We start from the raw sequence: 19,278 nt of genomic DNA on the forward strand, positions 1-19,278 counted from the left end.
AAATATTTGAATCATTCTTATCATTCACTTAGATTATTCTGTTACAAAATAAAGTTTTGATTTTGTGCAAATTTCACGATGAAACTTGTAATTCAAAAAAAATTACCTTTGCAAAAATTTAAATATGAGTGATGTGGTTATTTGCCCGAAATGTAGTTCGGAGTTTACTTATGAACAGAATGATCTGATGGTTTGTTCGCAATGTTTCTACGAATGGAATCCTAAAGAAGCTGCTGCCGAAAATGATAATTCAGGAAAAATTTTAGACGCTAACGGAAATGAACTGCAGGACGGAGATTCTGTTGTTGTAGTGAAAGATTTACCTGTAAAAGGTGCTCCAAAACCTGTAAAAGCAGGGACTAAAGTAAAAAATATCAGATTGAGACCTGATAGCGATCATAATATCGACTGCAAAATCGACGGTTTCGGATCGATGGCACTTAAATCTGAATTTGTGAAGAAAGCTTAAATACGTATGGTGTGAAGCATTTAGCTTTTAGCATATTGCCTATTATGTAAAACCGGCATCTGAAAGCTAAGTGCCTATTACCAAATAAAAAAAAGGAAAAGATTGAACAGGGTAAACTTCCGTAGACTTCATTGCAGGAGAATGCTAATTTCAGTCTGTGGTCGGAAGGATATTGAATCAAAAATTTCCTTATGTTGTTGCTGATTCAAATGTATTAAAAATACTGTTAATCAGATAGATAAATATTTTTTATTTATCCACAAACTAACATTGAGGTTGATAACTAAATGTTAATAAGACGAGCTACCATTGAAATATTCTTTTATGAATTGATTTTTTTCAAAAGGATGAAAAGAATTCTTCAGTCAAACCGATAAATTGTTTTCAAAAGAAATTTTTAAGGTTCCCTCAATTTTTTCATGGGTATATATGATGAGCAGCTTATTTTCTGAAACTATTTTATTCCAGTAATGATTTCCTGCAAACCGGCTTTCTATTACTTCTGCTTCAAATCCATGTTCTGAAATTCCAATCTGATGGGGATAATACGCAAAACCTGAAATTCTAAAATTCTGCATTTCAGATTCAGTGAAAATATTTACTTCTCCAAAAAGTTTGGCAACATAGGTGTTGTAAGGATTTTTATAGGTTTCTTCGGGGCTGTTTTTCTGTATCAGTCTTCCGTTTTCCAGAATAACGATCTGGTCAAGCCATGGAATCACATCCTGTAATTCGTGGGTGGAAATAATCAATGAGATATTTTTTTCCTTCACATATGTGAAAAGCTTTTCACGAAGTTCGATTTTTCTTGCATAATCAAGGTGGCTGAAAGGTTCATCCAACAGAAGTAATTTAGGCAAAACGGAAAGTGCTCTTGCAATGGCAACCCTTTGCTGCTGTCCGCCGCTCAGATTTTTAGGAAGTACATGGGCAAATTCTACCAGTCCGACCACTTCCAACAGTTCGTAGACCGTTGCTTTTTTTTGGGCTAAATTGATATTGGAAATGAATTTCCCGACATTGTCAGCTACCGTTGCATAAGGCATCAGGTCAAAATTCTGTGCAACCAGTTTCATGTCAGCTTCTCCCGGAACAAGGTTTCCTTTCGGACCCATAAGTTTTTTGCCTTCGAATACGATTTCTCCCTGTTCCCAATTCAGAAGCCCATAGATCAGGCTTAATAAAGTTGATTTTCCGCAACCGCTTTCTCCTGCTAATGCAATTATTTTTCCTTCATCAAGATTAAGGTTGAAGTTTTCGAACAGAAGCTGCTCTTTTGTATGCGAAAAATGTAAATCGGTTATCTCTAATAGCATAACACAAAAATACGGATTTTAGGAAACACTGGCATATTTTTAGTAATTTAGCAGAGAGTTAAAATTTATTTATAATGAAAAGAAGATTATTCTCTTTGGCAGTTCCTGTGCTTTTTACTGCAGCTGTATTGTTTTCATGTCAAAAAGAAAAACCGTTAACGAGTGATAGCAATGAAGTGACGACGACAAAAGACGGTGACCGTTATGTGCTTGATACTTTAAACAGCAGAGTTGAGTGGAAAGGATATAAAGTGTTCAAATCTGAGAATACAAGTCATTTTGGAACGATCACTTTTGAAAGCGGTGATGTGACCGTAAAAGACGGGAAGCTGGAAAGCGGAAAATTTGTAGCAGATATGAATTCCCTTACATCTGTTGACTTAAAAGAAGATGCGGAAAATTTAGGTAAACTGAACGGTCATCTGAAAAGCGGTGATTTCTTTGAAACAGAAAAATTCCCGACCGCTTCGTACGAAATTACAAAAGTGACTCCATCCTCTGAAGGCGATTATAATACGCTGTTGGATGGTAATTTAACAATAAAGGGTATTTCAAAACCAGTTCAGTTTAAAGCCAATGTTTCTGTTAATGCAGGGGTTGTAAGTATTGCAACGGAGCCTAAAGATATCATGAGGGAAGAATTCGGAGTGAAATTCCAGAGTCCTGCTCAAAATGGGGTAATCAAAGATGAAGTTAGCCTTCAGATTAATGTGAAAGCTTTAGAAAAAAAATAACAGGATTTTTCATTCAGTCTACTGCTTAGTATTTCTTTTTCTAAGGCGAATGACTAAGTGATTTTAAGAAAAAATATCAGGATCTGCCTTAAAAGGCAGATTTTTTTATGATAAATTCAAAACTTTTTTAATTGGAAAACCTTATTTTTGCAGATACATTTTTGAAAGGGTTAATATAATGACAGAAAAGATAGAAGAATTACTGATCGAAGTAAACAGCTTCAGCGCAACATCCAAAGATGAGATTGAGAATTTCAGAATCAGGTACAACGGTAAAAAGGGAGTTCTGAATGATTTTTATGAATCATTAAAGACGGTTCCGAATGACCAGAAAAAAGATTTTGGGCAGAAGATTAATTCTTTGAAACAAGCGGTAGCTGCCAAACTTGAAGATTTTAAAGCGTCTTCTGAATCTTCTGTGGTTCTTGAGAAAGAAGACCTTACAAGGCCTGCCTTTCCTCTGGATTTGGGTTCCAGACATCCCATCAATCTTGTTAAGAACAGAATTATTGAGATCTTCAAATCTATTGGTTTCGCAGTTGCGGACGGACCTGAAATTGAAGATGACTGGCATAATTTCACCGCATTAAATTTACCGGAGTATCACCCGGCAAGAGATATGCAGGACACTTTTTTCATTGAGCAGAATCCTGATATTCTGTTAAGAACACATACTTCATCAGTACAGATAAGGTATATGGAAGAAAATCAACCGCCTATAAGAATCTTATCTCCAGGCAGAGTCTTCAGAAATGAAGCCGTTTCTTCGCGTTCACACTGCATTTTCCATCAGATTGAAGGATTGTATATAGATGAAAAGGTAAGCTTTGCAGATTTAAAGCAGACGATCCAGTTTTTTACGACGGAGTTATTCGGAAAATCCAAGATCAGAATGAGACCTTCTTATTTTCCTTTTACTGAACCAAGTGCAGAGATTGATGTATATTGGGGATTAAATTCTGAAACAGATTACCGAATCACAAAAGGAACCGGCTGGCTTGAAATCATGGGCTGTGGAATGGTGGATCCTGCTGTACTTAAGAACGTAAATATAGATTCTGAAAAATATTCTGGTTACGCTTTCGGAATGGGCATTGAGCGAATTACAATGCTTCTTTACCAGATGAGTGACATCAGGATGTTTTTCGAAAACGATATAAGAACGCTGGAACAGTTTAAGACACTGTAAAGCACTCTGTAATTTCAATAAAATTCGATCCTGTAAATTAATTTTTTACAGGATTTTTTTTATTAAATTTATCCTATAATTACGCAAAAAATGTTTAAAAAATCTTTGAGTTTCAGACTGAGGAAAATTGTGCAGTATTCACTTATCATTTGCATTCTTTTAATACAATGTATCATTGCCGGTTTTTTTTATAATGAGTTTGTCAACAGTAAAAATCTGAATTTTATTGAAAAACAGTTAAAAGAAGTCCAGCTGCTTGAAAATCTGACTTTTGATTCAAGGAAAGAACTGAATACTGCCCAGGATTATTTTCAAAAATATGTAGAAAGCGGAGATGAAAAATATTTAGAGCTTTACTTCAATTCTGTCAATAAGCTGACTGAAAACCTGGATAGTATCAACCATTTCAAATATCAAAATCCTGATCTTAAAAATATTTTTGCATCTCACAAAAAAGATAGCGTAGAAACGAAAAAATTGAAACTTATGGTAGATTCTACCTATCAGTTTTCAATTAATTCAAGTTTTAAAGGGGCAAGCGAGCTGCCTAAATTTAAGAAATTCGAATCGCAGTATAATTTTGACAAATTTGAGGTGCAGACAAAAACTTATTCAGACACTGTAAAAAAGAAACGTTTGCTGGGCCGGTTGGGTGATGCAATATTGGGAAAAGAAAATGTCAGGAGAGACAGCGTTGTTGTGACTGTAAAAAGTGGTAAGCCGCTGAATATTCCCATCATAAAAGGAGAGGTAGACAGTATTGTCAATTCAATAAATAAACATTATGCGAAAGAAATTCAAAAAATTCAGTATAATATCACTAAAAATAAAGATAACAGCGGAAAGTTTTATACAACTTTCGGCAATATTTTACTATACAGTAATCAGCTCATGAGTATTTATGAGTTTGCTGTGAAAGATTCAAAAGCAGAGTTGGAAAGAGAATATGCCGATCAAAATTCTGAAAGCAACAAAATCAGAAAAGATCTGGTACTGGGATTAATGATTTTAATGTTTGTGGTGTCAATTCTGATCATGTATTTTACAGGCATTGCTTTTATTTATGAACAAAATCTCAAAACGGCTAACAGGCAGATCAATGAAAACCTGAATTTTAAAAACAGGATTCTAGGAATGCTGAGCCACGAACTGCGTTCACCTTTAACGATAATAGGAATTTTCATCAACAGAATCAATAAGAAAACAAATGATGAAAAGATTAAAGAATACCTGAAATCAATCAGTTTTACCAATGATACTCTGCTGATGCAGGCCAACCAGATTTTAGAATATACTAAAAATCAGCATGTGGAGAATAAACTCGTTCCCGTTGTTTTTAATTTGAGAAATGAAATAGAGTCAATAGTAACTTCCATAGAGCCCTATATAGAAACAAGAAATAACAGATTTATCGTTGAAGAAAATATTGATCCGGATCTTACGGTTTATTCTGATAACACAAAGATCAATCAGATTTTCATGAATATTCTTGGTAACGCAAATAAATTCACGGAAAACGGGCAGATTACTGTATCAACTGCATCTCAGAAAATTGATGAAAAAACAGTTTCCCTCCATACTGATATAAGTGATACCGGTGCAGGAATTTCAGAATCTGATCTGGAAAAAATATTTGAACCGTATTATCAGGGAGTATTGTCAGACAAGGTAGAAAATCTCGGCGCAGGCCTGGGGTTAAGTCTTTGTAAGGAAATTATAGAACTGTATTCAGGAAGTATTTCTGTAAAAAGTGAACTCAAAAAGGGAACCACAGTTTCTTTCATAATCAATCTAAATCTAAAGCAGTAATGAATCAATCAGATACAAAGGCGGTAACTTTTTTGCTTGCAGACGATCACAGTCTCATCCGGCAGGGGCTGATTTTTATGATTGAAGAAATATCTCCCCAGAGCAGTATCCTACAGGCGTCGAGTCTGCAACATGCCATGGATTGTCTTAAGACAAATGACGTTGATATTGCGATTATGGATGCTCATTTTCCGGATGGTAACAGCTTAACAGTTTTATCCGAAATAAAAAAAATAAGACCCGAAGTCAAAATTCTGATTTTTACAGGAATGGATGAGAATACCCAGGCTCTCAAATTTATCAACGCAGGCGCAAACGGATTTCTCAGCAAGATGAGTGAGGAGGACGAGATAGAAAATGCAATAAAGCAAATGCTGGAGCATGGTGAATATATTTCATCAGTTACAAAGGATTTATTACTGATTTCTTTGCGTAATCCTAAAGATCTTAACCCATTGTTACGCCTCACGGAAAGAGAACTTCAGATTGCGGAATTGTATGCGGAAGGTTTAGGGAATCTTGAAATTGCCAATCAACTTGAGGTCAGGCAAAATACGATCAGCACGATCAAAAAGAGACTGTTTGACAAATTAGAAATTGGAAATATTGTAGAACTCATTAAGATCATTAAAGACAGATAATGTGAAATTAATAATTTAAATTCATTCACTTCTGTTTATTTAAGTTACTTTTTTTTACAAATCTCATAAGCGTAGATAAATATCTACACTTGTGTCGAAGTATATCTAAGTGTTTTATAGATGATTTGATACTTTATGTTAGTAATTTTGCTATATCATAATCGATAGTTATATCGTAACTGGTAATTTAATTTGGTGTTTGGTTCTAAAAACACAAATGATGAATTTTCAAATATCAAATTAAGACATAAGTGGTGAAATAAAGTATTATCGTGCAGGGTCATCAGACTCTGTATGAAATGCTTTAGAAAAAAACATATTTCGCAAAAGGTATAAAACACAAATAATAAACTCTTTTTACCAATAGCGACTTTAGAGTTGTTATTAAACACAAAAGCCAAGGCAGTCCTGCTTTGGCTTTTTAATTTTTAGGTCATTAGTGCTTTAAATGCTTACTTTATAAATTTCAGGGGATATTTTACATTCTTATAATCATCAATACTGGCTTTCAGAGATCCTACTGCCAATTCAGCTTTCAGCAGTAAAGGAATATGATTTCCGTCGTTGGATACCCACATGGTCACCCCTTCTTTTTCCTTAAATACCCTTCCGCTTTTTACAGACGGAATAATTTTCAACGCATTAATAGTGCCGAATTTTGTTTTTAAATTCTCTGTTCCTATTACTTTCAGCTGAAAAGGAAACATTTCATCATCAATCCATACATTCATATTGATGATGGTTCCTGTCCGCAGTTCTGCAGGCGTTTTACTCCTTAAAAAATAGAAACAGGAAAGCATATCCTGAACGCCTTTTACAGATTTTATTGTTTTTGAACCATTGGCAGTATTTTTTTTATCTGTCAGCACTAAGGTATGGTTATCATGGTTGAATACAGTCTGTAAATGCTGTGTGTAACTTCCTTCTTTTACATTTCTTACATAAAAACTGGGAAGTTCTGTCTGCATATTGATATAACTTTCATAGAGGTCCTCCACCTTAAAAAAAGCTTTTACAGCACCTGTGGTCTGCCCTGCTCCCTTCACATACAGATGCGGGACACCTTTGTAATTTGTTCTCCTGGCTGTCAGATTAGCAGATCCGGCATTTAAAAAACCATAATGAATTCTCAGGGTGATGGATTCACCGTCTGCAACATTTGTGATTTGAGAATAGGCGAAAAAGAAAGCAAATATCGCCGTAATATTAAATAATTTCTTCATAATGTACAATTTTACAAAAACACTGCCAGTAAAGACAATGTCTGTCCGGGAGATTTGATAAATCTCAGTTTTTTATTTAAGCCTGATTAAATACGCTTCGCATTAAAATTAGTAAATTTGCAGGTACATACAATTAAATTATCTATATTATTATGATAACGACAGACATATTGATTATCGGAGCTGGACCAACGGGGCTTTTTGCTGTATTTGAGGCAGGTTTGCTTAAAATGAAATGCCATATCATCGATGCACTTCCACAGCCTGGAGGTCAGTTGGCAGAGTTGTATCCTAAAAAACCAATTTTTGATATTCCGGGTTATCCGTCTGTGAATGCAGGTGAACTGGTAGATAATTTAATGGAACAGATCAAGCAGTTCCAGCCTGGTTTTACTTTAGGTGAAACAGCGGTGTCGTATAAAAAAGTGGATGATGAGTGGTTTGAGGTGACAACCAACAAGGGTACCATACACAGGGCAAAAGCAATTGCAATTGCAGGTGGTCTGGGAACTTTTGAACCAAGAAAACCGACAATGGATAATATTGCTGATTATGAAGAAAAAGGTTTGGAGTATTTCGTAAAAGAGCCTGAACATTTCAGAAATAAAAAAGTTGTCATTGCAGGAGGTGGAGACTCTGCTTTAGACTGGAGCGTATTTCTTTCAAACGTAGCGAGTGAAGTAACCCTCATTCACAGAAGAAACGAATTCAGAGGCGCTTTAGATTCTGTTGAAAAGGTACAGGATCTGAAAAATCAGGGTAAAATTAAACTGATTACCCCTGCAGAAGTTACAGCCATTAAAGGAGATGGAAGGGTAGAGGCAATTACTGTAGTAAAAGATGGAGAAGAGCCTGTCGATATTGCGACGGATTATTTCATTCCGTTATTCGGTTTGACTCCAAAATTGGGAGAAATTGCTCAGTGGGGACTGAATATAGAAAAAAATGCAATCGTTGTCAATAACGCATTGGATTACCAGACCAACATCGAAGGAATTTATGCAATCGGTGATATCAATACATATCCCGGAAAATTAAAGTTGATTCTCTGTGGCTTCCACGAAGCTACTTTGATGTGTCAGAGTGTTTATAACAGATTAAACCCGGGTAAAAAATTCGTTTTAAAGTACACGACCGTAAGCGGAGTAGACGGTTTCGACGGAAGCCGTAAAGAAGCTGAGAAAGCAGTGGTGAAAAAAATTGATTAATTTTGGGAGTATAATTGGCGGGTTAATATAATTAAAAACTATAGTGATCAGCAATTAATAATCAGCATCAGACAGAATGAACGATATAAATATAAGAATAACCGACAGAGAAGGCCTGACTCATGACATTGTCGCTCCTACCGATATGTCAATGAATCTGATGGAAATTATCCGCTCTTATGAATTGGCAGAAGAGGGAACCATCGGAGTTTGCGGCGGAATGGCCATGTGTGCTTCATGTCAGGTTTATGTAATTACAGACCTCGGACTTGAGCCGATGGGTGATGAAGAAGATGCCATGCTTGGAGAAGCGTTTCATGTGCAGGAAAACAGCAGGTTAGGCTGTCAGCTTCATATTGCCGACGCCATGGAAGGTCTTGCAGTTGAAATCGCACCTTATCCTTAATGAAATTTTCTAAAAATATAAACTCCCAATTTTTTCGGGAGTTTTTTGTTGTCTCAGATTCGTTTTCTGAATTATTACCAAACATTAATTATACAGATAAATCAACCTATATATCTTCCTTAGAAATCCACTTGCCAGCCGTTGGAGCTTTATAGTTTCTCATCTTTTCCAGAAGATCATTACTATTATCACTCACCAAAAGCATTTCCTGATTAATCTGTTTTAAAAATCCTTTGTCAACCATTGTCTGGACTAACTTTATCAGGTCATCATAAAATCCGTCAATATTCAAAAGCGCAATTGGTTTTTGATGAAGTCCGAGTTGTGCCCAGGTAATCATTTCAAATAACTCTTCCAGAGTTCCAAATCCTCCCGGCAGTGCAATTACACCATCGCAAAGTTCATTCATTTTGGTTTTTCTTTCATGCATGGTTTCTACCAAAATAAGTTCCGTGAGATGAGTATGTGCAATTTCTTTTGACTGTAAAAAATGCGGAAGAACTCCAATGGCTTTTCCGCCTTCTGACAAAACTCCGTCAGCAACCGCACCCATTAATCCTACATTGGCACCCCCATACACAAGTTGAATATCTTGTTTGGCTAAAGTCTGTCCGAGAAGAGTTGCCTGTTCTTTATAAATTTCTTCCGAACCGAAACTTGATCCGCAAAATACTGTAATACTTTTCATTGCTGTATATTAATTATTTTCAATTTGATTTTACCGCAGACATGATTTTTAATTCAAGTCGGATTTTTGATAAAACTTCGAAATCATTCTTTACATAAAATTCCAAACGAGATTTGTAAAGATTTCCGTTGAGTTTATATCATTATTGTGGTCGATTATCCAACCATTTAATTTATTTTCATGTTGTCTCAGTTCATTCAAAACTTTTCTTACGCAACCTTTACCATGAAGGTTTTCTGAAAAAATAATCGCAAACCAAATTCGTTATCTCTTAAAAAGTCATTAAAAGTCATTGGTTAACCTTGGATTTTTTCATCATCATTAATTAAAAAAAATGATTAACCTTATTTAATTTTTCAAGAAATCTTTTAAATCCATCGAAACTTTTATAGGCAGTTCTTCAGGATATTCACTATTCTATCATTGCAGAATCTGTTTTTTTGTTCCTGATTACGTTGTTGGGTATTTTTGATTTTCATCTGAATGATTTTAAACAAAAAATATCCAAAATCAAAAGACTTTGGATATTATAATTTGATTAATGATCTACTTATTTCAAAGGAATATTCGCTAAAATATCTTTAGTGAAACTCCAGAATTTCTGAGTAGAAGAAATATTGGCTTTTTCGTCAGGTGAGTGTGCTCCTCTTATGGTGGGTCCGTAACTTACCATTTCCATTTCAGGATAATTGGCCCCTATGATTCCACATTCTAAACCTGCATGACACGCGACAACGTGTGGTTTTTCTGCAAATTTTTCGGTGTATATTTTTTCCATTATCTGTACGATTTCAGAACCTGGTTTTGGTTTCCATCCCGGATACGATCCGCTGAGTTCAACATTCATTCCTGCCAGTTCTGAAACGGATTTTAATTGTTCAGCAACAGAATCTTTAGATGAGTCTACGGATGATCTTGAAAGGTTTAGTATTTTCAGACCTCCTTCTTTCAATTCTACCCTTGCCACATTGTTGGATGATTCTACCAGGTCCTGTACATCAGGACTCATTCTGTAAACACCATTGTGAAGAGATTTTAAAACAAGAATGATTTTCTTTGAGTCTTCCTCAGAAATGGCAGGATCTGAAGAAGTTGAATTTTCAATATTGATCTGAAGTCCTGCTTCAACCGAGGCAAATTCTTCTAAAATTTCTTTTTTGATACCGTTGGTTACATGGTCAATAAATTCTCCTGAATTTCTAACAGAAATTAAGGCAACAGCTTCTCTCGGAATTGCATTTCTCAGACTTCCTCCGTCTATAGAAATCAATTGAACGTTTTGATTTTCCAAAGCTTTATAAAGAATTCTGCCTAAAATGATATTGGCATTCCCGAAACCTTTATGGACATCCATTCCGGAATGCCCTCCCTGTAAGCCTTTTACCTCAATTCTTACGATTTGTCCCTTGGATGCTTCTGTAGAATAGTTTTGGCTTACGGTTACATCAATTCCGCCTGCGCAACCGATATCGATTTCATCATCCTCTTCTGTATCGAGATTTAAAAGGATTTGTCCTTTTAACTGTCCGGGCTTTAGTCCCAGAGCTCCGGTCATTCCCGTTTCTTCATCAATGGTAAAGAGTGCTTCCAGATCAGGATGAGGGATATCTGTACTTTCAAGAACTGACATGATGGTTGCTACTCCCAGACCGTTGTCAGCACCTAAGGTTGTTCCCTTGGCCTTTACCCAGTCTCCGTCAACTTCCATCTGGATTCCCTGAGTTTCAAAATCAAAATTGACATCATTATTTTTCTGGCAGACCATATCAAGGTGTGACTGCATGACAATTGATTTACGGTTTTCCATTCCCGGAGTGGCTGGCTTTTTAATGATCACGTTCCCAACTTCATCAACGGTGGTATTCAGTCCTAAATTTTCGCCAAATTCCCTGATAAAAGCGATTACTTTTTCTTCTTTTTTAGACGGTCTCGGAACAGCATTCAATCTGGAGAAATTCTTCCAGATAATCTGCGGTTCTATGTTTGATAGTTCCATAAAATTTATTTTTATCAAAATTACGAAATCGCTGTGATTTAGAAACGATAATGGCCGCTAAAAACTCCATGATTCTACATGATAAAAAAATAGATAAGTATATATGAAATAAAAAACTGCTCCCAAAATCCAGGAGCAGTCATTTTTGCATATTACCTATTACCTATTACTCATTACCCATTACTCAGCATCCGCATTCACCGTAAATAGGCATTTTGGTAACGCTACCGTCAGGTTTTTCAATGGTCAGCATTCCTTCAAAAAGAAGAACCTCTTCGTGTTTGATCTTTTTACCTCTTACAGAGATTTTATAGTTTTCATTTTCAATCTCTTTAGTGAGCTCTTCATCCACTTCAATATCACTGGAAGAAATCAGATTCATAGCGATTCTTTTTCCGTCGAGTTTCATGTAGGCAGTTTTCCCTGCATCATCCGCATAAATGTATTTTTCATTTTCGAAATCAGCTTTGTTTTTTGCAAAATAACAAGAGCATTCTTTGATTTCCTTTGGAAATGGGAATACATCCACCAAAACAGTGGAATTTGGAGAATCAGTTTTTACAGAATCCTGAACAATGTTTACAGAATCTGAAGGTTTTGAATTTAAAACAGTTTCTTTCTCCTTTTTGCAGGCTATCAGTGAAAATGCTGAAAAGAAAATGATTAAGTATTTCATCTTTTTAAGGGTTTTTTCCGTGCTGTAGAATTATAGTACTATCATGAGTTCAAAATGTAAGCCATCTGCATAAAGCAAATTTCCAAAAACAGGATTATCCTCTGGCTCTTTCCAGAAGAACCATCATCAGTAAAGATAATACTACCAGGCTTTCATCTTCATCATCTATGTCAATCAGTCTGTCCAGCTGGAATCTTCTTCCGAACATAGACGGCATTTTTTTAAGTTTGAAATATTCTTTTCCGTCGATTCCTTTAACGGTATATGCAGGATTAAGAAAATATCCTGTAAACATTCCGATAACAGGGATTTCACCTACCATTCCGTCAAAAAACTTCACCCATGCATTGTCTTCAGTGATCGTAAATTTCTGCTGATCGGCTTCATCCAGAACATTATACGTAGATTTCCAGATAGAGCGCATTCCTTTTCTTGCCAATCTTCCGAAGTTTTTCCCCAAAGTATCTTTAATCGAATAAGATGCATTAAAATCAATCCATTGGTTTGCCTGAATTCTGAAAAGTTCTTTTGTTTTGCTTTCGTCATTGAAAACAATAACATCTTCTTTCAGTTTAAACATTTTCTGACGTACGTAGGCGACATAATTTCCGTTTTTATCTGTGATATTGAAATCGCTCGCAAGTGTGGTGATTTTAAACTTAAAATCAAGTGGATAGTTGAGGTTATTAAGTACCATAAAGTTTATTTTTCTGTTTAATATTTTGATGATCAAAGATAAATCATTGCGAAGAATTTTTTCGTTTAAAAGTGAAATATTTTAAAGTATAGATCAATAAATGTAATATGATCAGTAAAAATCTTTATCATTGAATTTTTATCTTTACACCATTGTTTAAGATAAATCATGGGGCTATTTATTCATACAGGTTCTTTTGAGGAGCAATCTTTCCTGGAGAGCTTTCTGGAAAAAATGAAAATTTATTTTGAAAGTATAAATACAACAAATACTGTAAAATTGTCTAAAGCTGAAATAGAATTTATAGAAAGAGGTTTGCAACAAGCTGATAAATGCGATTTGGTTATAAGCAAGGATGTTCATGAGAAAGCAAAAAAATATGTTCAAAATAGAATGGACTTTCGAAGTTCAGGAATAATATTTTAAAACCCTGGAATTTTGGAATGATTATAATCAATCTTCTGCATATTCTGAAAAATTAAAGAAATTCTATGTGTAGAGTCTCTTTCAGCTCAAAATCCTTTTATTGGTTAAATCATCGACGGTACAAACAGCAAAGTAAGAAGAGTTTTGATATTGCAGAATTTTGCACTGTACTACAGAATGAAAATAACAGTATTGAAATCATTTCATTTTGGGGAAATGAGATGAACCCTGATAAACTTATAATGTAAGCTGCATTTTTAAGTTTTTTAATCGAAATTCTAAAATTTGATTCCGGTTTTTTAGCTTTTTAATCATAATCTTTTTCCTTATTTTTGCTTTATGGATTATCCAAGTAAAGTACTGGCAAAAGCAGTCGAAGAAATTTCGGGACTTCCGGGTATCGGCAGGAAAACCGCATTACGCCTGGCACTTCATTTACTTAAACAGCCAAATTCCAGAGCAACAGGTTTAGGAACTTCGATTATCAATCTGGTCAATGATATCAAATACTGCAAAGAATGTCATAATTTTTCTGATTTTGACGTTTGTGAAATCTGCAGCAGTGACAAACGCAGTGATGAACTGATCTGTATTGTCGAAGATGTGCGTGATGTCATTGCTATAGAAAATACAGGAAAATACAGAGGAAAATATCTTATTTTAGGAGGGAAGATTTCTCCTATGGAAGGAGTAGGGCCCCACCAGCTTAATATTCCGAGCATTGAAAAAAAACTGCAGCAGGGCCATGCGAAAGAATTCATCTTTGCCTTAAGTGCGACAATGGAAGGCGATACCACCGCTTATTATATTTATAAGAAATTTAAAAACTCAGGCATACAGTTTTCCAGTATTGCGAGAGGAATCTCCGTAGGTGATGAGCTGGAGTATGCTGACGAAATTTCACTGGGAAGATCAATTACCAACAGGCTTCCCTACAACGAAAAAGATTAAAATGAATAAGAAGCTTTCAATCATTATCGTTCATTATAATGTCGCTCTGCTGCTCAGAAAATGTCTTCTTTCTATTCAGAAGTATGCTTCGGAAACAGACTTTGAAATTATTGTCGTTGATAATCACTCTACAGACAGTTCGTGGGGCGATCTTATCCCTGAATTTCCAAAAGTACGTTTTATTGCTTCGAAAAAAAATGAAGGCTTTGCAGCAGCAAACAATAAAGCTGTTAAAAATGCAGAAGGTGACTATCTTTTGATTTTAAATCCGGATACTGAGCTGGAAGGATATTATCTGAATGAAATTCTAAGTTTTGCAGATTCCAAAGATGATTTTGGATGCCTTGGCGTAAGGATGCATGATGCCAACGGAGATTTTCTCCCGGAAAGTAAACGTTCTGTGCCTGATATGTTCAATTCCTTCGAAAAACTGTTTACGAATTTTAAAAAGAAAAATTCAAAATCATATTACCGGAATGATATTGATGAATATGAAATTGCTGAAGCAGAGGTCATCACAGGAGCGTTTTTCTTAGTTAAAAAGCATGTCTATGAAGAAGTTGGAGGACTCGATGAAAGATATTTTATGTATGGTGAAGATATTGATCTGTGCTATACTTTACTGAAAAACGGATTTAAGAATTACTATTATGGAAAAGCCTCTATACTTCATCATAAAGGTGAGAGCACGGTGAAAAATGAGGTCTATCTTGAGCGGTTTTATGGTGCAATGCAGATTTTTATTGATAAATATTACCGTGAAAGTAAACCGTTGCAGTATTCGTTTCTGAAAGCAGGTTTAAAATTACGGCACAAAATTGAACTCATAAAACTGAAATAAAAAAGCAACTCGATTTGAGTTGCTTTTGTTTATCTTAAATAAAATATTTATTATTTAGTTGCCGGAGTACTTACCGGAGCTGTAGTTTTAGAAGCTGGTGCTGTCTGATTCGCCGGTGCTTCAGTTCTGGCAGGAGCTGCAGGAACAGGAGCTGCTTGTTTCGGTTTCCCTGTAACAACAACGCTGATCAGGATAAGAACGATGATTACCGTTCCTAAGGTCCAGGTTGACTTCTCCATGAAGTCATTGGTTCTCTGTACCCCGAACTGTGCAGAAGATGCACCTCCGAATGTACTTGAAAGACCGCCACCTTTAGGGTTTTGAGCCATGACAACGATTACCAATAAGATGCTGGCAATCATAATAAGAACCATCAATAGTGTAAATATAGTATCCATTAATTCTAATATCTTTTTGAATGGGCAAATTTAATGTTTTTTTACAGAACGGCAAAATAAAGATTTCACTAAAAAACAAAAGCGGCAACAATTGTTACCGCTATTGTAGAATTTATTATATTCTTATTTGAAATCAGTGTCTTTTGCCTGATTTACTTCATAAGATTTTACTTTCATGGTCATATCCATACCCATCTGATTGACAGTGATGGTATAAGGCATTTTTACACCAGCAACATCCTTATAGTCAGAAAATGTAGTGGGAACAGTCATATTTTGCCCCTGCGCTTTAACTGTTTCTGTTTCTCCGGTTTTAAGACCTGTTTTTACGCTGTAATAGTAAGCTTTGTCAGCATTTTTTATAGCGTAAGAATCTTCACCTGCGATTTTTTCAATTCCTGCCAATTTATAATCAGCCGATTTAGAAAAACCAAGTTCTTCAAAAAGTTCAGTATTTTTCAGGTTATCAGCAATTTCTTCTTTGGTCATGGCAACCTTTTGCCCTTGCTGCTCAGAGAATCCTGTTGTACCGTCAAAAACCTGTTTCTGAAGAGTCATAGCTCCCATAGAAACTAAGGTAAGTTCTTTACCGCCCTGGGCTTTAATAGTTTTAAAATCAATGGTCTGGCCCTGCATAGACATCGAGGCCATCATCGTATAAGAAGATACCTTTGCGATATTTGCTTTTCCACCGATCGCTGTAATGTATTTATCAACAACAGAAGCAACTGTAATTCCTGCATCTACTTTTTGAGCCGTTGGCTTGGCAACAGGATTTGCATTGGCATCGTAATATTTTACAGGATATCCTAATTTCTCCAATCCTTCAGAAATGTCTGAAGCTTTTCCTGCGATGAAAATTCTGCTTTGATTTGGCAGAACAGTATTTTTTACAGCACCTGAAACATCTGCAGCAGTTACTTTATCGATGGATTTTAAATAATTGGTGTAGAAATCTGCAGGAAGGTTATTCACTTTTTGGCTTACTGCAAATCTTGCAATCGTAGCAGGCTGTTCCAGTGACATGATAAAGCTTCCTTTTAGTTTCGCCTTAGCGTTTGTTAATTCATCAGCTTTAACAGTAGAAATTCCATTGATCTCGTTCATGAATTCTTTAACTGCCTTATCAGTTACTTCGTTTCTTACGCTGGCTTCTGCTGAAAATTCAGGAGAATATTTACTTGCACTCATGCTTGAATACGCTCCGTAAGTAAATCCGTTTTTCTCACGGAGATTCATGAAAAGTCTGGCCTCACCACCGCCGCCAAGAATGTAATTGGCAATGGTAGCAGGAAAATAATTGGGATCATTCATCTTCAGTGAAGTTAGATTTCCGACTGAAACTACAGACTGCACTGCAGAAGGTACATCTACCACGTTGATTTCAGTTTTAGTAACATTTGAAGCCGGCTCTAAAGGTGCAAAAGTCGTGTTGGCTTTTTTCCAGTTGCTGAAAGCTTTTTCAACCATCGGTTTTACCTTGTCAAACTTTACATCACCAACAATTACCAAATAAGCATTGTCGGGCGCATAATATTTTTTATAAACATTCTGAACGTCAGCTAACTGAATTTTGTTAATAGATTCTACCGTCTCGAATTCTCCTCTTGCTGTATTTTTACCGTAGGTCAGTGCATTGGAAACTCTTGATGCAATTGCAGAAGCATTCTTTTCTTCACTTTTGATGCCTTCGATTGATCTTTCTTTTGATTTCTGAATTTCATCAGCAGAAAATTTAGGGTTAATGACTGCATCAGCCATCAAGTTTAATACCTGAGGAAAATATTTTGAAAGAGAATTGGATGAAGCACCTGCAGAGTTAAAACCTAAGCTTGCTCCCAGGAAATCTACTTTTTTGTTGAATTCGTCTTTGCTTAAAGTCGTTGTTCCGTTACCAAGCTGATCTGCCATAATCTGGCTAACCCCTGTGACAGCTCCCTCGTAATAAGGTTGTCTGTCCATAGAGAGGCTCATGTTTACTCTGGGTAATTTATTATTTTCAACAACCATTACAGTTAAACCGTTTTTTAACTGAAAGGTTTTTGGTTGCGCAATATTAATCGAAGGGGTAGGTCCCGGTTTCGGCATTGCGTTAAGGTCAATTTTTTGTGCAGAAAGCATTCCTGAAAATAAAAATGCTGCTGCTATATAGGTGAGTTGTTTTTTCATTTGTAAAAATTTAAGGGTATAATCTGATTTAAAAACAGGAGTTTCCAAATGATTATTTTTTTTCAGGTACGTAATTGATAATTACTCTTTGGTTAGAATTAAGATACTTTTTGGCAGCATTCTGCAAATCCTGCTTAGTGATTGATCTGTAGATTTCAATTTCTTTATTGATCAGATTGGTATCTCCCATTAACACATGATTGGTTGCTAACGAAGCTGCAATTCCCTGAATACTTGAATTGGCATTGACAAACTGATTCTCATACTGATTCTGAAGCTTCTGATAATCTTCATCTGAAATCAGGGTAGTTTGTACTTTTTTAATTTCAGCATCAATGTCATTCTGTAAAGTCTGCTTCGTTGTCGTTCCCATTGGAATAGCAAAGAATGCAAAAATACTGTAGTCTTCCATACCTTGATTGAAAGCAGCTACCTGAAGAGCTTTTTTGTCCTGATCTACCAATTTTTTATATAAAACAGAAGATTTACCATTACTTAAATAAGAAGAAAGCATATCTAATACATAAGCGTCTCTTTCTTTATTGCTTGGTGTTCTGTACGCAAAAATGTAAGCAGGAAGCTGAATATTTGCATCAGTGGCAGTGACTTCTTTTTCCTTTGTTATAGGCTCATCCTTAGGAAAGTTTTTTGGAGTTACAGCTCCTTTTGGAATACTTCCGTAATATTCAAGAATCCATTTTTTAGTCTGTTCAGGTTTTATGTCTCCGGCAACGACTAAAGTAGCATTGTTTGGGACATAGTATTTTTTATAAAAAGCTTTAAACTCGTCCAGTTTGGCGCCGTTTAAATCTTCTATAGAGCCAATTACAGAACCGTGGTATGGGTGATTGGTGAAAAGATTTTGCTGAATAGTATTAAAAAGATTTCCATAAGGTGAGTTATCCATTCTCAGCCTTTTTTCTTCTTTTACTACCTCTCTCTGGGTATCTACACCGATTTGGTTAATTTCCGCATGACGTAATCTTTCAGCTTCCATCCAAAGGCCCAGCTGCTCATTGTTTGAAGGGAATGTTTCGTAGTAATACGTCCTGTCCATGCTTGTGTTGGCATTGTTTTGCCCTCCGTTGGAAGATACAATTTTAAACCATTCCCCTCTTTTGATATTCGGAGTTCCTTCAAATAGAAGGTGCTCAAAAAAGTGGGCGAAACCTGTTCTTCCTTTAACTTCATCTTTTCCACCAACGTGATACATTACTGCTGTGGTAACAACCGGAGCAGTATTATCCTGGTGAAGAATTACGTGCATACCATTGGGTAAATCATACTCTTCGAATTTGATTTGTTGTGCGTTCAGTATTACTCCAAAAAAAGCAGCAGCTGCAACACTAAGAAGTCGTTTTTTCATAAATAGAAATTGTTTTGTCAATGAGTGCCAAAAATACAGGAATTGTTACAAATTTCTGAGAAAATTTTGTAGTTT

19 protein-coding genes are annotated in these 19,278 nt (G+C 35.7%); 10 read left to right on the plus strand and 9 right to left on the minus strand.

Annotated features, from left to right (window positions below; all coding sequences use genetic code 11):
* Window positions 1-124: 124 nt before the first annotated feature.
* A complete protein-coding gene (locus AC2A07_RS06300; protein WP_484049716.1) occupies window positions 125-469 on the plus strand; it encodes a zinc ribbon domain-containing protein YjdM in 345 nt (114 codons plus the stop codon).
* 365 nt (window positions 470-834) lie between these two features.
* Here the strand turns inward: AC2A07_RS06300 and AC2A07_RS06305 are convergent, their stop codons facing one another.
* Window positions 835-1,785 (minus strand): ATP-binding cassette domain-containing protein, encoded by a 951-nt coding sequence (locus tag AC2A07_RS06305; RefSeq protein ID WP_314494161.1) that lies wholly within the window; start codon window positions 1,783-1,785, stop codon window positions 835-837.
* Window positions 1,786-1,859: 74 nt separating this feature from the next.
* Between AC2A07_RS06305 and AC2A07_RS06310 the strand changes: the two genes are divergently transcribed.
* The 4 genes from AC2A07_RS06310 (at window position 1,860) to AC2A07_RS06325 (ending at window position 6,158) form a co-directional block, all read left to right on the plus strand.
* Complete coding sequence (locus tag AC2A07_RS06310) at window positions 1,860-2,519, plus strand: YceI family protein (protein WP_484049717.1); 660 nt, start codon at window positions 1,860-1,862, stop codon at window positions 2,517-2,519.
* 178 nt (window positions 2,520-2,697) lie between these two features.
* On the plus strand, window positions 2,698-3,708 hold the full coding sequence (pheS, locus tag AC2A07_RS06315) for a phenylalanine--tRNA ligase subunit alpha (RefSeq protein ID WP_314494156.1): 1,011 nt from the start codon (window positions 2,698-2,700) through the stop codon (window positions 3,706-3,708).
* A 90-nt stretch (window positions 3,709-3,798) separates the two neighbouring features.
* Window positions 3,799-5,517, plus strand: a complete 1,719-nt coding sequence (locus AC2A07_RS06320) for a sensor histidine kinase (RefSeq protein ID WP_484049718.1) — start codon at window positions 3,799-3,801, stop codon at window positions 5,515-5,517.
* Entirely contained in the window at window positions 5,517-6,158 is a 642-nt protein-coding gene (locus AC2A07_RS06325) for a response regulator (RefSeq protein WP_484049719.1), read from the plus strand. The genes AC2A07_RS06320 and AC2A07_RS06325 overlap by 1 nt, the downstream gene beginning before the upstream one ends.
* Window positions 6,159-6,610: 452 nt before the next feature.
* Here AC2A07_RS06325 and AC2A07_RS06330 read toward each other — a convergent pair whose 3' ends face one another.
* Window positions 6,611-7,381 (minus strand): DUF3108 domain-containing protein, encoded by a 771-nt coding sequence (locus AC2A07_RS06330; protein WP_314494152.1) that lies wholly within the window; start codon window positions 7,379-7,381, stop codon window positions 6,611-6,613.
* 152 nt (window positions 7,382-7,533) lie between these two features.
* On the opposite strand from AC2A07_RS06330, the gene AC2A07_RS06335 reads away from it, so the two are divergent.
* Window positions 7,534-8,589 (plus strand): NAD(P)/FAD-dependent oxidoreductase, encoded by a 1,056-nt coding sequence (locus AC2A07_RS06335; protein WP_484049720.1) that lies wholly within the window; start codon window positions 7,534-7,536, stop codon window positions 8,587-8,589.
* A gap of 76 nt (window positions 8,590-8,665) precedes the next feature.
* Window positions 8,666-8,995, plus strand: a complete 330-nt coding sequence (locus tag AC2A07_RS06340; protein WP_484049721.1) for a 2Fe-2S iron-sulfur cluster-binding family protein — start codon at window positions 8,666-8,668, stop codon at window positions 8,993-8,995.
* A gap of 106 nt (window positions 8,996-9,101) precedes the next feature.
* Here AC2A07_RS06340 and AC2A07_RS06345 read toward each other — a convergent pair whose 3' ends face one another.
* The 4 genes from AC2A07_RS06345 to AC2A07_RS06360 form a co-directional block, all read right to left on the minus strand.
* Complete coding sequence (locus AC2A07_RS06345; protein ID WP_484049722.1) at window positions 9,102-9,683, minus strand: LOG family protein; 582 nt, start codon at window positions 9,681-9,683, stop codon at window positions 9,102-9,104.
* Between the two features lie 550 nt (window positions 9,684-10,233).
* Window positions 10,234-11,679: an aminoacyl-histidine dipeptidase gene (locus AC2A07_RS06350; protein WP_484049723.1), complete on the minus strand. Its 1,446-nt coding sequence runs from the start codon at window positions 11,677-11,679 to the stop codon at window positions 10,234-10,236.
* Between the two features lie 184 nt (window positions 11,680-11,863).
* Window positions 11,864-12,355 carry a hypothetical protein gene (locus tag AC2A07_RS06355; protein ID WP_484049724.1) on the minus strand — a complete coding sequence of 164 codons (492 nt, stop codon included), beginning with the start codon at window positions 12,353-12,355 and terminating at the stop codon, window positions 11,864-11,866.
* Between the two features lie 94 nt (window positions 12,356-12,449).
* Window positions 12,450-13,052 (minus strand): LURP-one-related family protein, encoded by a 603-nt coding sequence (locus AC2A07_RS06360; protein ID WP_484049725.1) that lies wholly within the window; start codon window positions 13,050-13,052, stop codon window positions 12,450-12,452.
* 168 nt (window positions 13,053-13,220) lie between these two features.
* Here AC2A07_RS06360 and AC2A07_RS06365 point away from each other — a divergent pair, with 168 nt between their 5' ends.
* The 3 genes from AC2A07_RS06365 to AC2A07_RS06375 all read left to right on the plus strand — a co-directional run bounded on the left by AC2A07_RS06365 (window position 13,221) and on the right by AC2A07_RS06375 (window position 15,270).
* Window positions 13,221-13,478 (plus strand): hypothetical protein, encoded by a 258-nt coding sequence (locus tag AC2A07_RS06365; protein WP_484049726.1) that lies wholly within the window; start codon window positions 13,221-13,223, stop codon window positions 13,476-13,478.
* Window positions 13,479-13,817: 339 nt separating this feature from the next.
* Window positions 13,818-14,429 (plus strand): recombination mediator RecR, encoded by a 612-nt coding sequence (gene recR / locus AC2A07_RS06370; RefSeq protein WP_484049727.1) that lies wholly within the window; start codon window positions 13,818-13,820, stop codon window positions 14,427-14,429.
* Window position 14,430: 1 nt separating this feature from the next.
* Window positions 14,431-15,270 (plus strand): glycosyltransferase family 2 protein, encoded by an 840-nt coding sequence (locus tag AC2A07_RS06375; RefSeq protein ID WP_484049728.1) that lies wholly within the window; start codon window positions 14,431-14,433, stop codon window positions 15,268-15,270.
* A 50-nt stretch (window positions 15,271-15,320) separates the two neighbouring features.
* Here AC2A07_RS06375 and secG read toward each other — a convergent pair whose 3' ends face one another.
* The 3 genes from secG to AC2A07_RS06390 form a co-directional block, all read right to left on the minus strand.
* The gene (secG, locus tag AC2A07_RS06380; protein WP_484049729.1) at window positions 15,321-15,668 is read right to left on the minus strand and encodes a preprotein translocase subunit SecG; all 348 of its coding nucleotides are present in this window, start codon (window positions 15,666-15,668) and stop codon (window positions 15,321-15,323) included.
* A gap of 123 nt (window positions 15,669-15,791) precedes the next feature.
* Complete coding sequence (locus AC2A07_RS06385; protein WP_484049730.1) at window positions 15,792-17,837, minus strand: M16 family metallopeptidase; 2,046 nt, start codon at window positions 17,835-17,837, stop codon at window positions 15,792-15,794.
* 52 nt (window positions 17,838-17,889) lie between these two features.
* A complete protein-coding gene (locus AC2A07_RS06390; protein WP_484049731.1) occupies window positions 17,890-19,203 on the minus strand; it encodes a M16 family metallopeptidase in 1,314 nt (437 codons plus the stop codon).
* Window positions 19,204-19,278 lie beyond the last annotated feature (75 nt).

This window comes from Chryseobacterium sp. HNCC26DJ238, assembly GCF_057180465.1.

What these genes read in the sequence shown, in the direction of transcription:
- AC2A07_RS06300 (WP_484049716.1), top strand. Translation starts at nt 125, where the DNA reads ATGAGTGATGTGGTTATTTGCCCGAAATGTAGTTCGGAGTTTACTTAT.
- AC2A07_RS06305 (WP_314494161.1), bottom strand. Translation starts at nt 1,785, where the DNA reads ATGCTATTAGAGATAACCGATTTACATTTTTCGCATACAAAAGAGCAG.
- AC2A07_RS06310 (WP_484049717.1), top strand. Translation starts at nt 1,860, where the DNA reads ATGAAAAGAAGATTATTCTCTTTGGCAGTTCCTGTGCTTTTTACTGCA.
- pheS (WP_314494156.1), top strand. Translation starts at nt 2,698, where the DNA reads ATGACAGAAAAGATAGAAGAATTACTGATCGAAGTAAACAGCTTCAGC.
- AC2A07_RS06320 (WP_484049718.1), top strand. Translation starts at nt 3,799, where the DNA reads ATGTTTAAAAAATCTTTGAGTTTCAGACTGAGGAAAATTGTGCAGTAT.
- AC2A07_RS06325 (WP_484049719.1), top strand. Translation starts at nt 5,517, where the DNA reads ATGAATCAATCAGATACAAAGGCGGTAACTTTTTTGCTTGCAGACGAT.
- AC2A07_RS06330 (WP_314494152.1), bottom strand. Translation starts at nt 7,381, where the DNA reads ATGAAGAAATTATTTAATATTACGGCGATATTTGCTTTCTTTTTCGCC.
- AC2A07_RS06335 (WP_484049720.1), top strand. Translation starts at nt 7,534, where the DNA reads ATGATAACGACAGACATATTGATTATCGGAGCTGGACCAACGGGGCTT.
- AC2A07_RS06340 (WP_484049721.1), top strand. Translation starts at nt 8,666, where the DNA reads ATGAACGATATAAATATAAGAATAACCGACAGAGAAGGCCTGACTCAT.
- AC2A07_RS06345 (WP_484049722.1), bottom strand. Translation starts at nt 9,683, where the DNA reads ATGAAAAGTATTACAGTATTTTGCGGATCAAGTTTCGGTTCGGAAGAA.
- AC2A07_RS06350 (WP_484049723.1), bottom strand. Translation starts at nt 11,679, where the DNA reads ATGGAACTATCAAACATAGAACCGCAGATTATCTGGAAGAATTTCTCC.
- AC2A07_RS06355 (WP_484049724.1), bottom strand. Translation starts at nt 12,355, where the DNA reads ATGAAATACTTAATCATTTTCTTTTCAGCATTTTCACTGATAGCCTGC.
- AC2A07_RS06360 (WP_484049725.1), bottom strand. Translation starts at nt 13,052, where the DNA reads ATGGTACTTAATAACCTCAACTATCCACTTGATTTTAAGTTTAAAATC.
- AC2A07_RS06365 (WP_484049726.1), top strand. Translation starts at nt 13,221, where the DNA reads ATGGGGCTATTTATTCATACAGGTTCTTTTGAGGAGCAATCTTTCCTG.
- recR (WP_484049727.1), top strand. Translation starts at nt 13,818, where the DNA reads ATGGATTATCCAAGTAAAGTACTGGCAAAAGCAGTCGAAGAAATTTCG.
- AC2A07_RS06375 (WP_484049728.1), top strand. Translation starts at nt 14,431, where the DNA reads ATGAATAAGAAGCTTTCAATCATTATCGTTCATTATAATGTCGCTCTG.
- secG (WP_484049729.1), bottom strand. Translation starts at nt 15,668, where the DNA reads ATGGATACTATATTTACACTATTGATGGTTCTTATTATGATTGCCAGC.
- AC2A07_RS06385 (WP_484049730.1), bottom strand. Translation starts at nt 17,837, where the DNA reads ATGAAAAAACAACTCACCTATATAGCAGCAGCATTTTTATTTTCAGGA.
- AC2A07_RS06390 (WP_484049731.1), bottom strand. Translation starts at nt 19,203, where the DNA reads ATGAAAAAACGACTTCTTAGTGTTGCAGCTGCTGCTTTTTTTGGAGTA.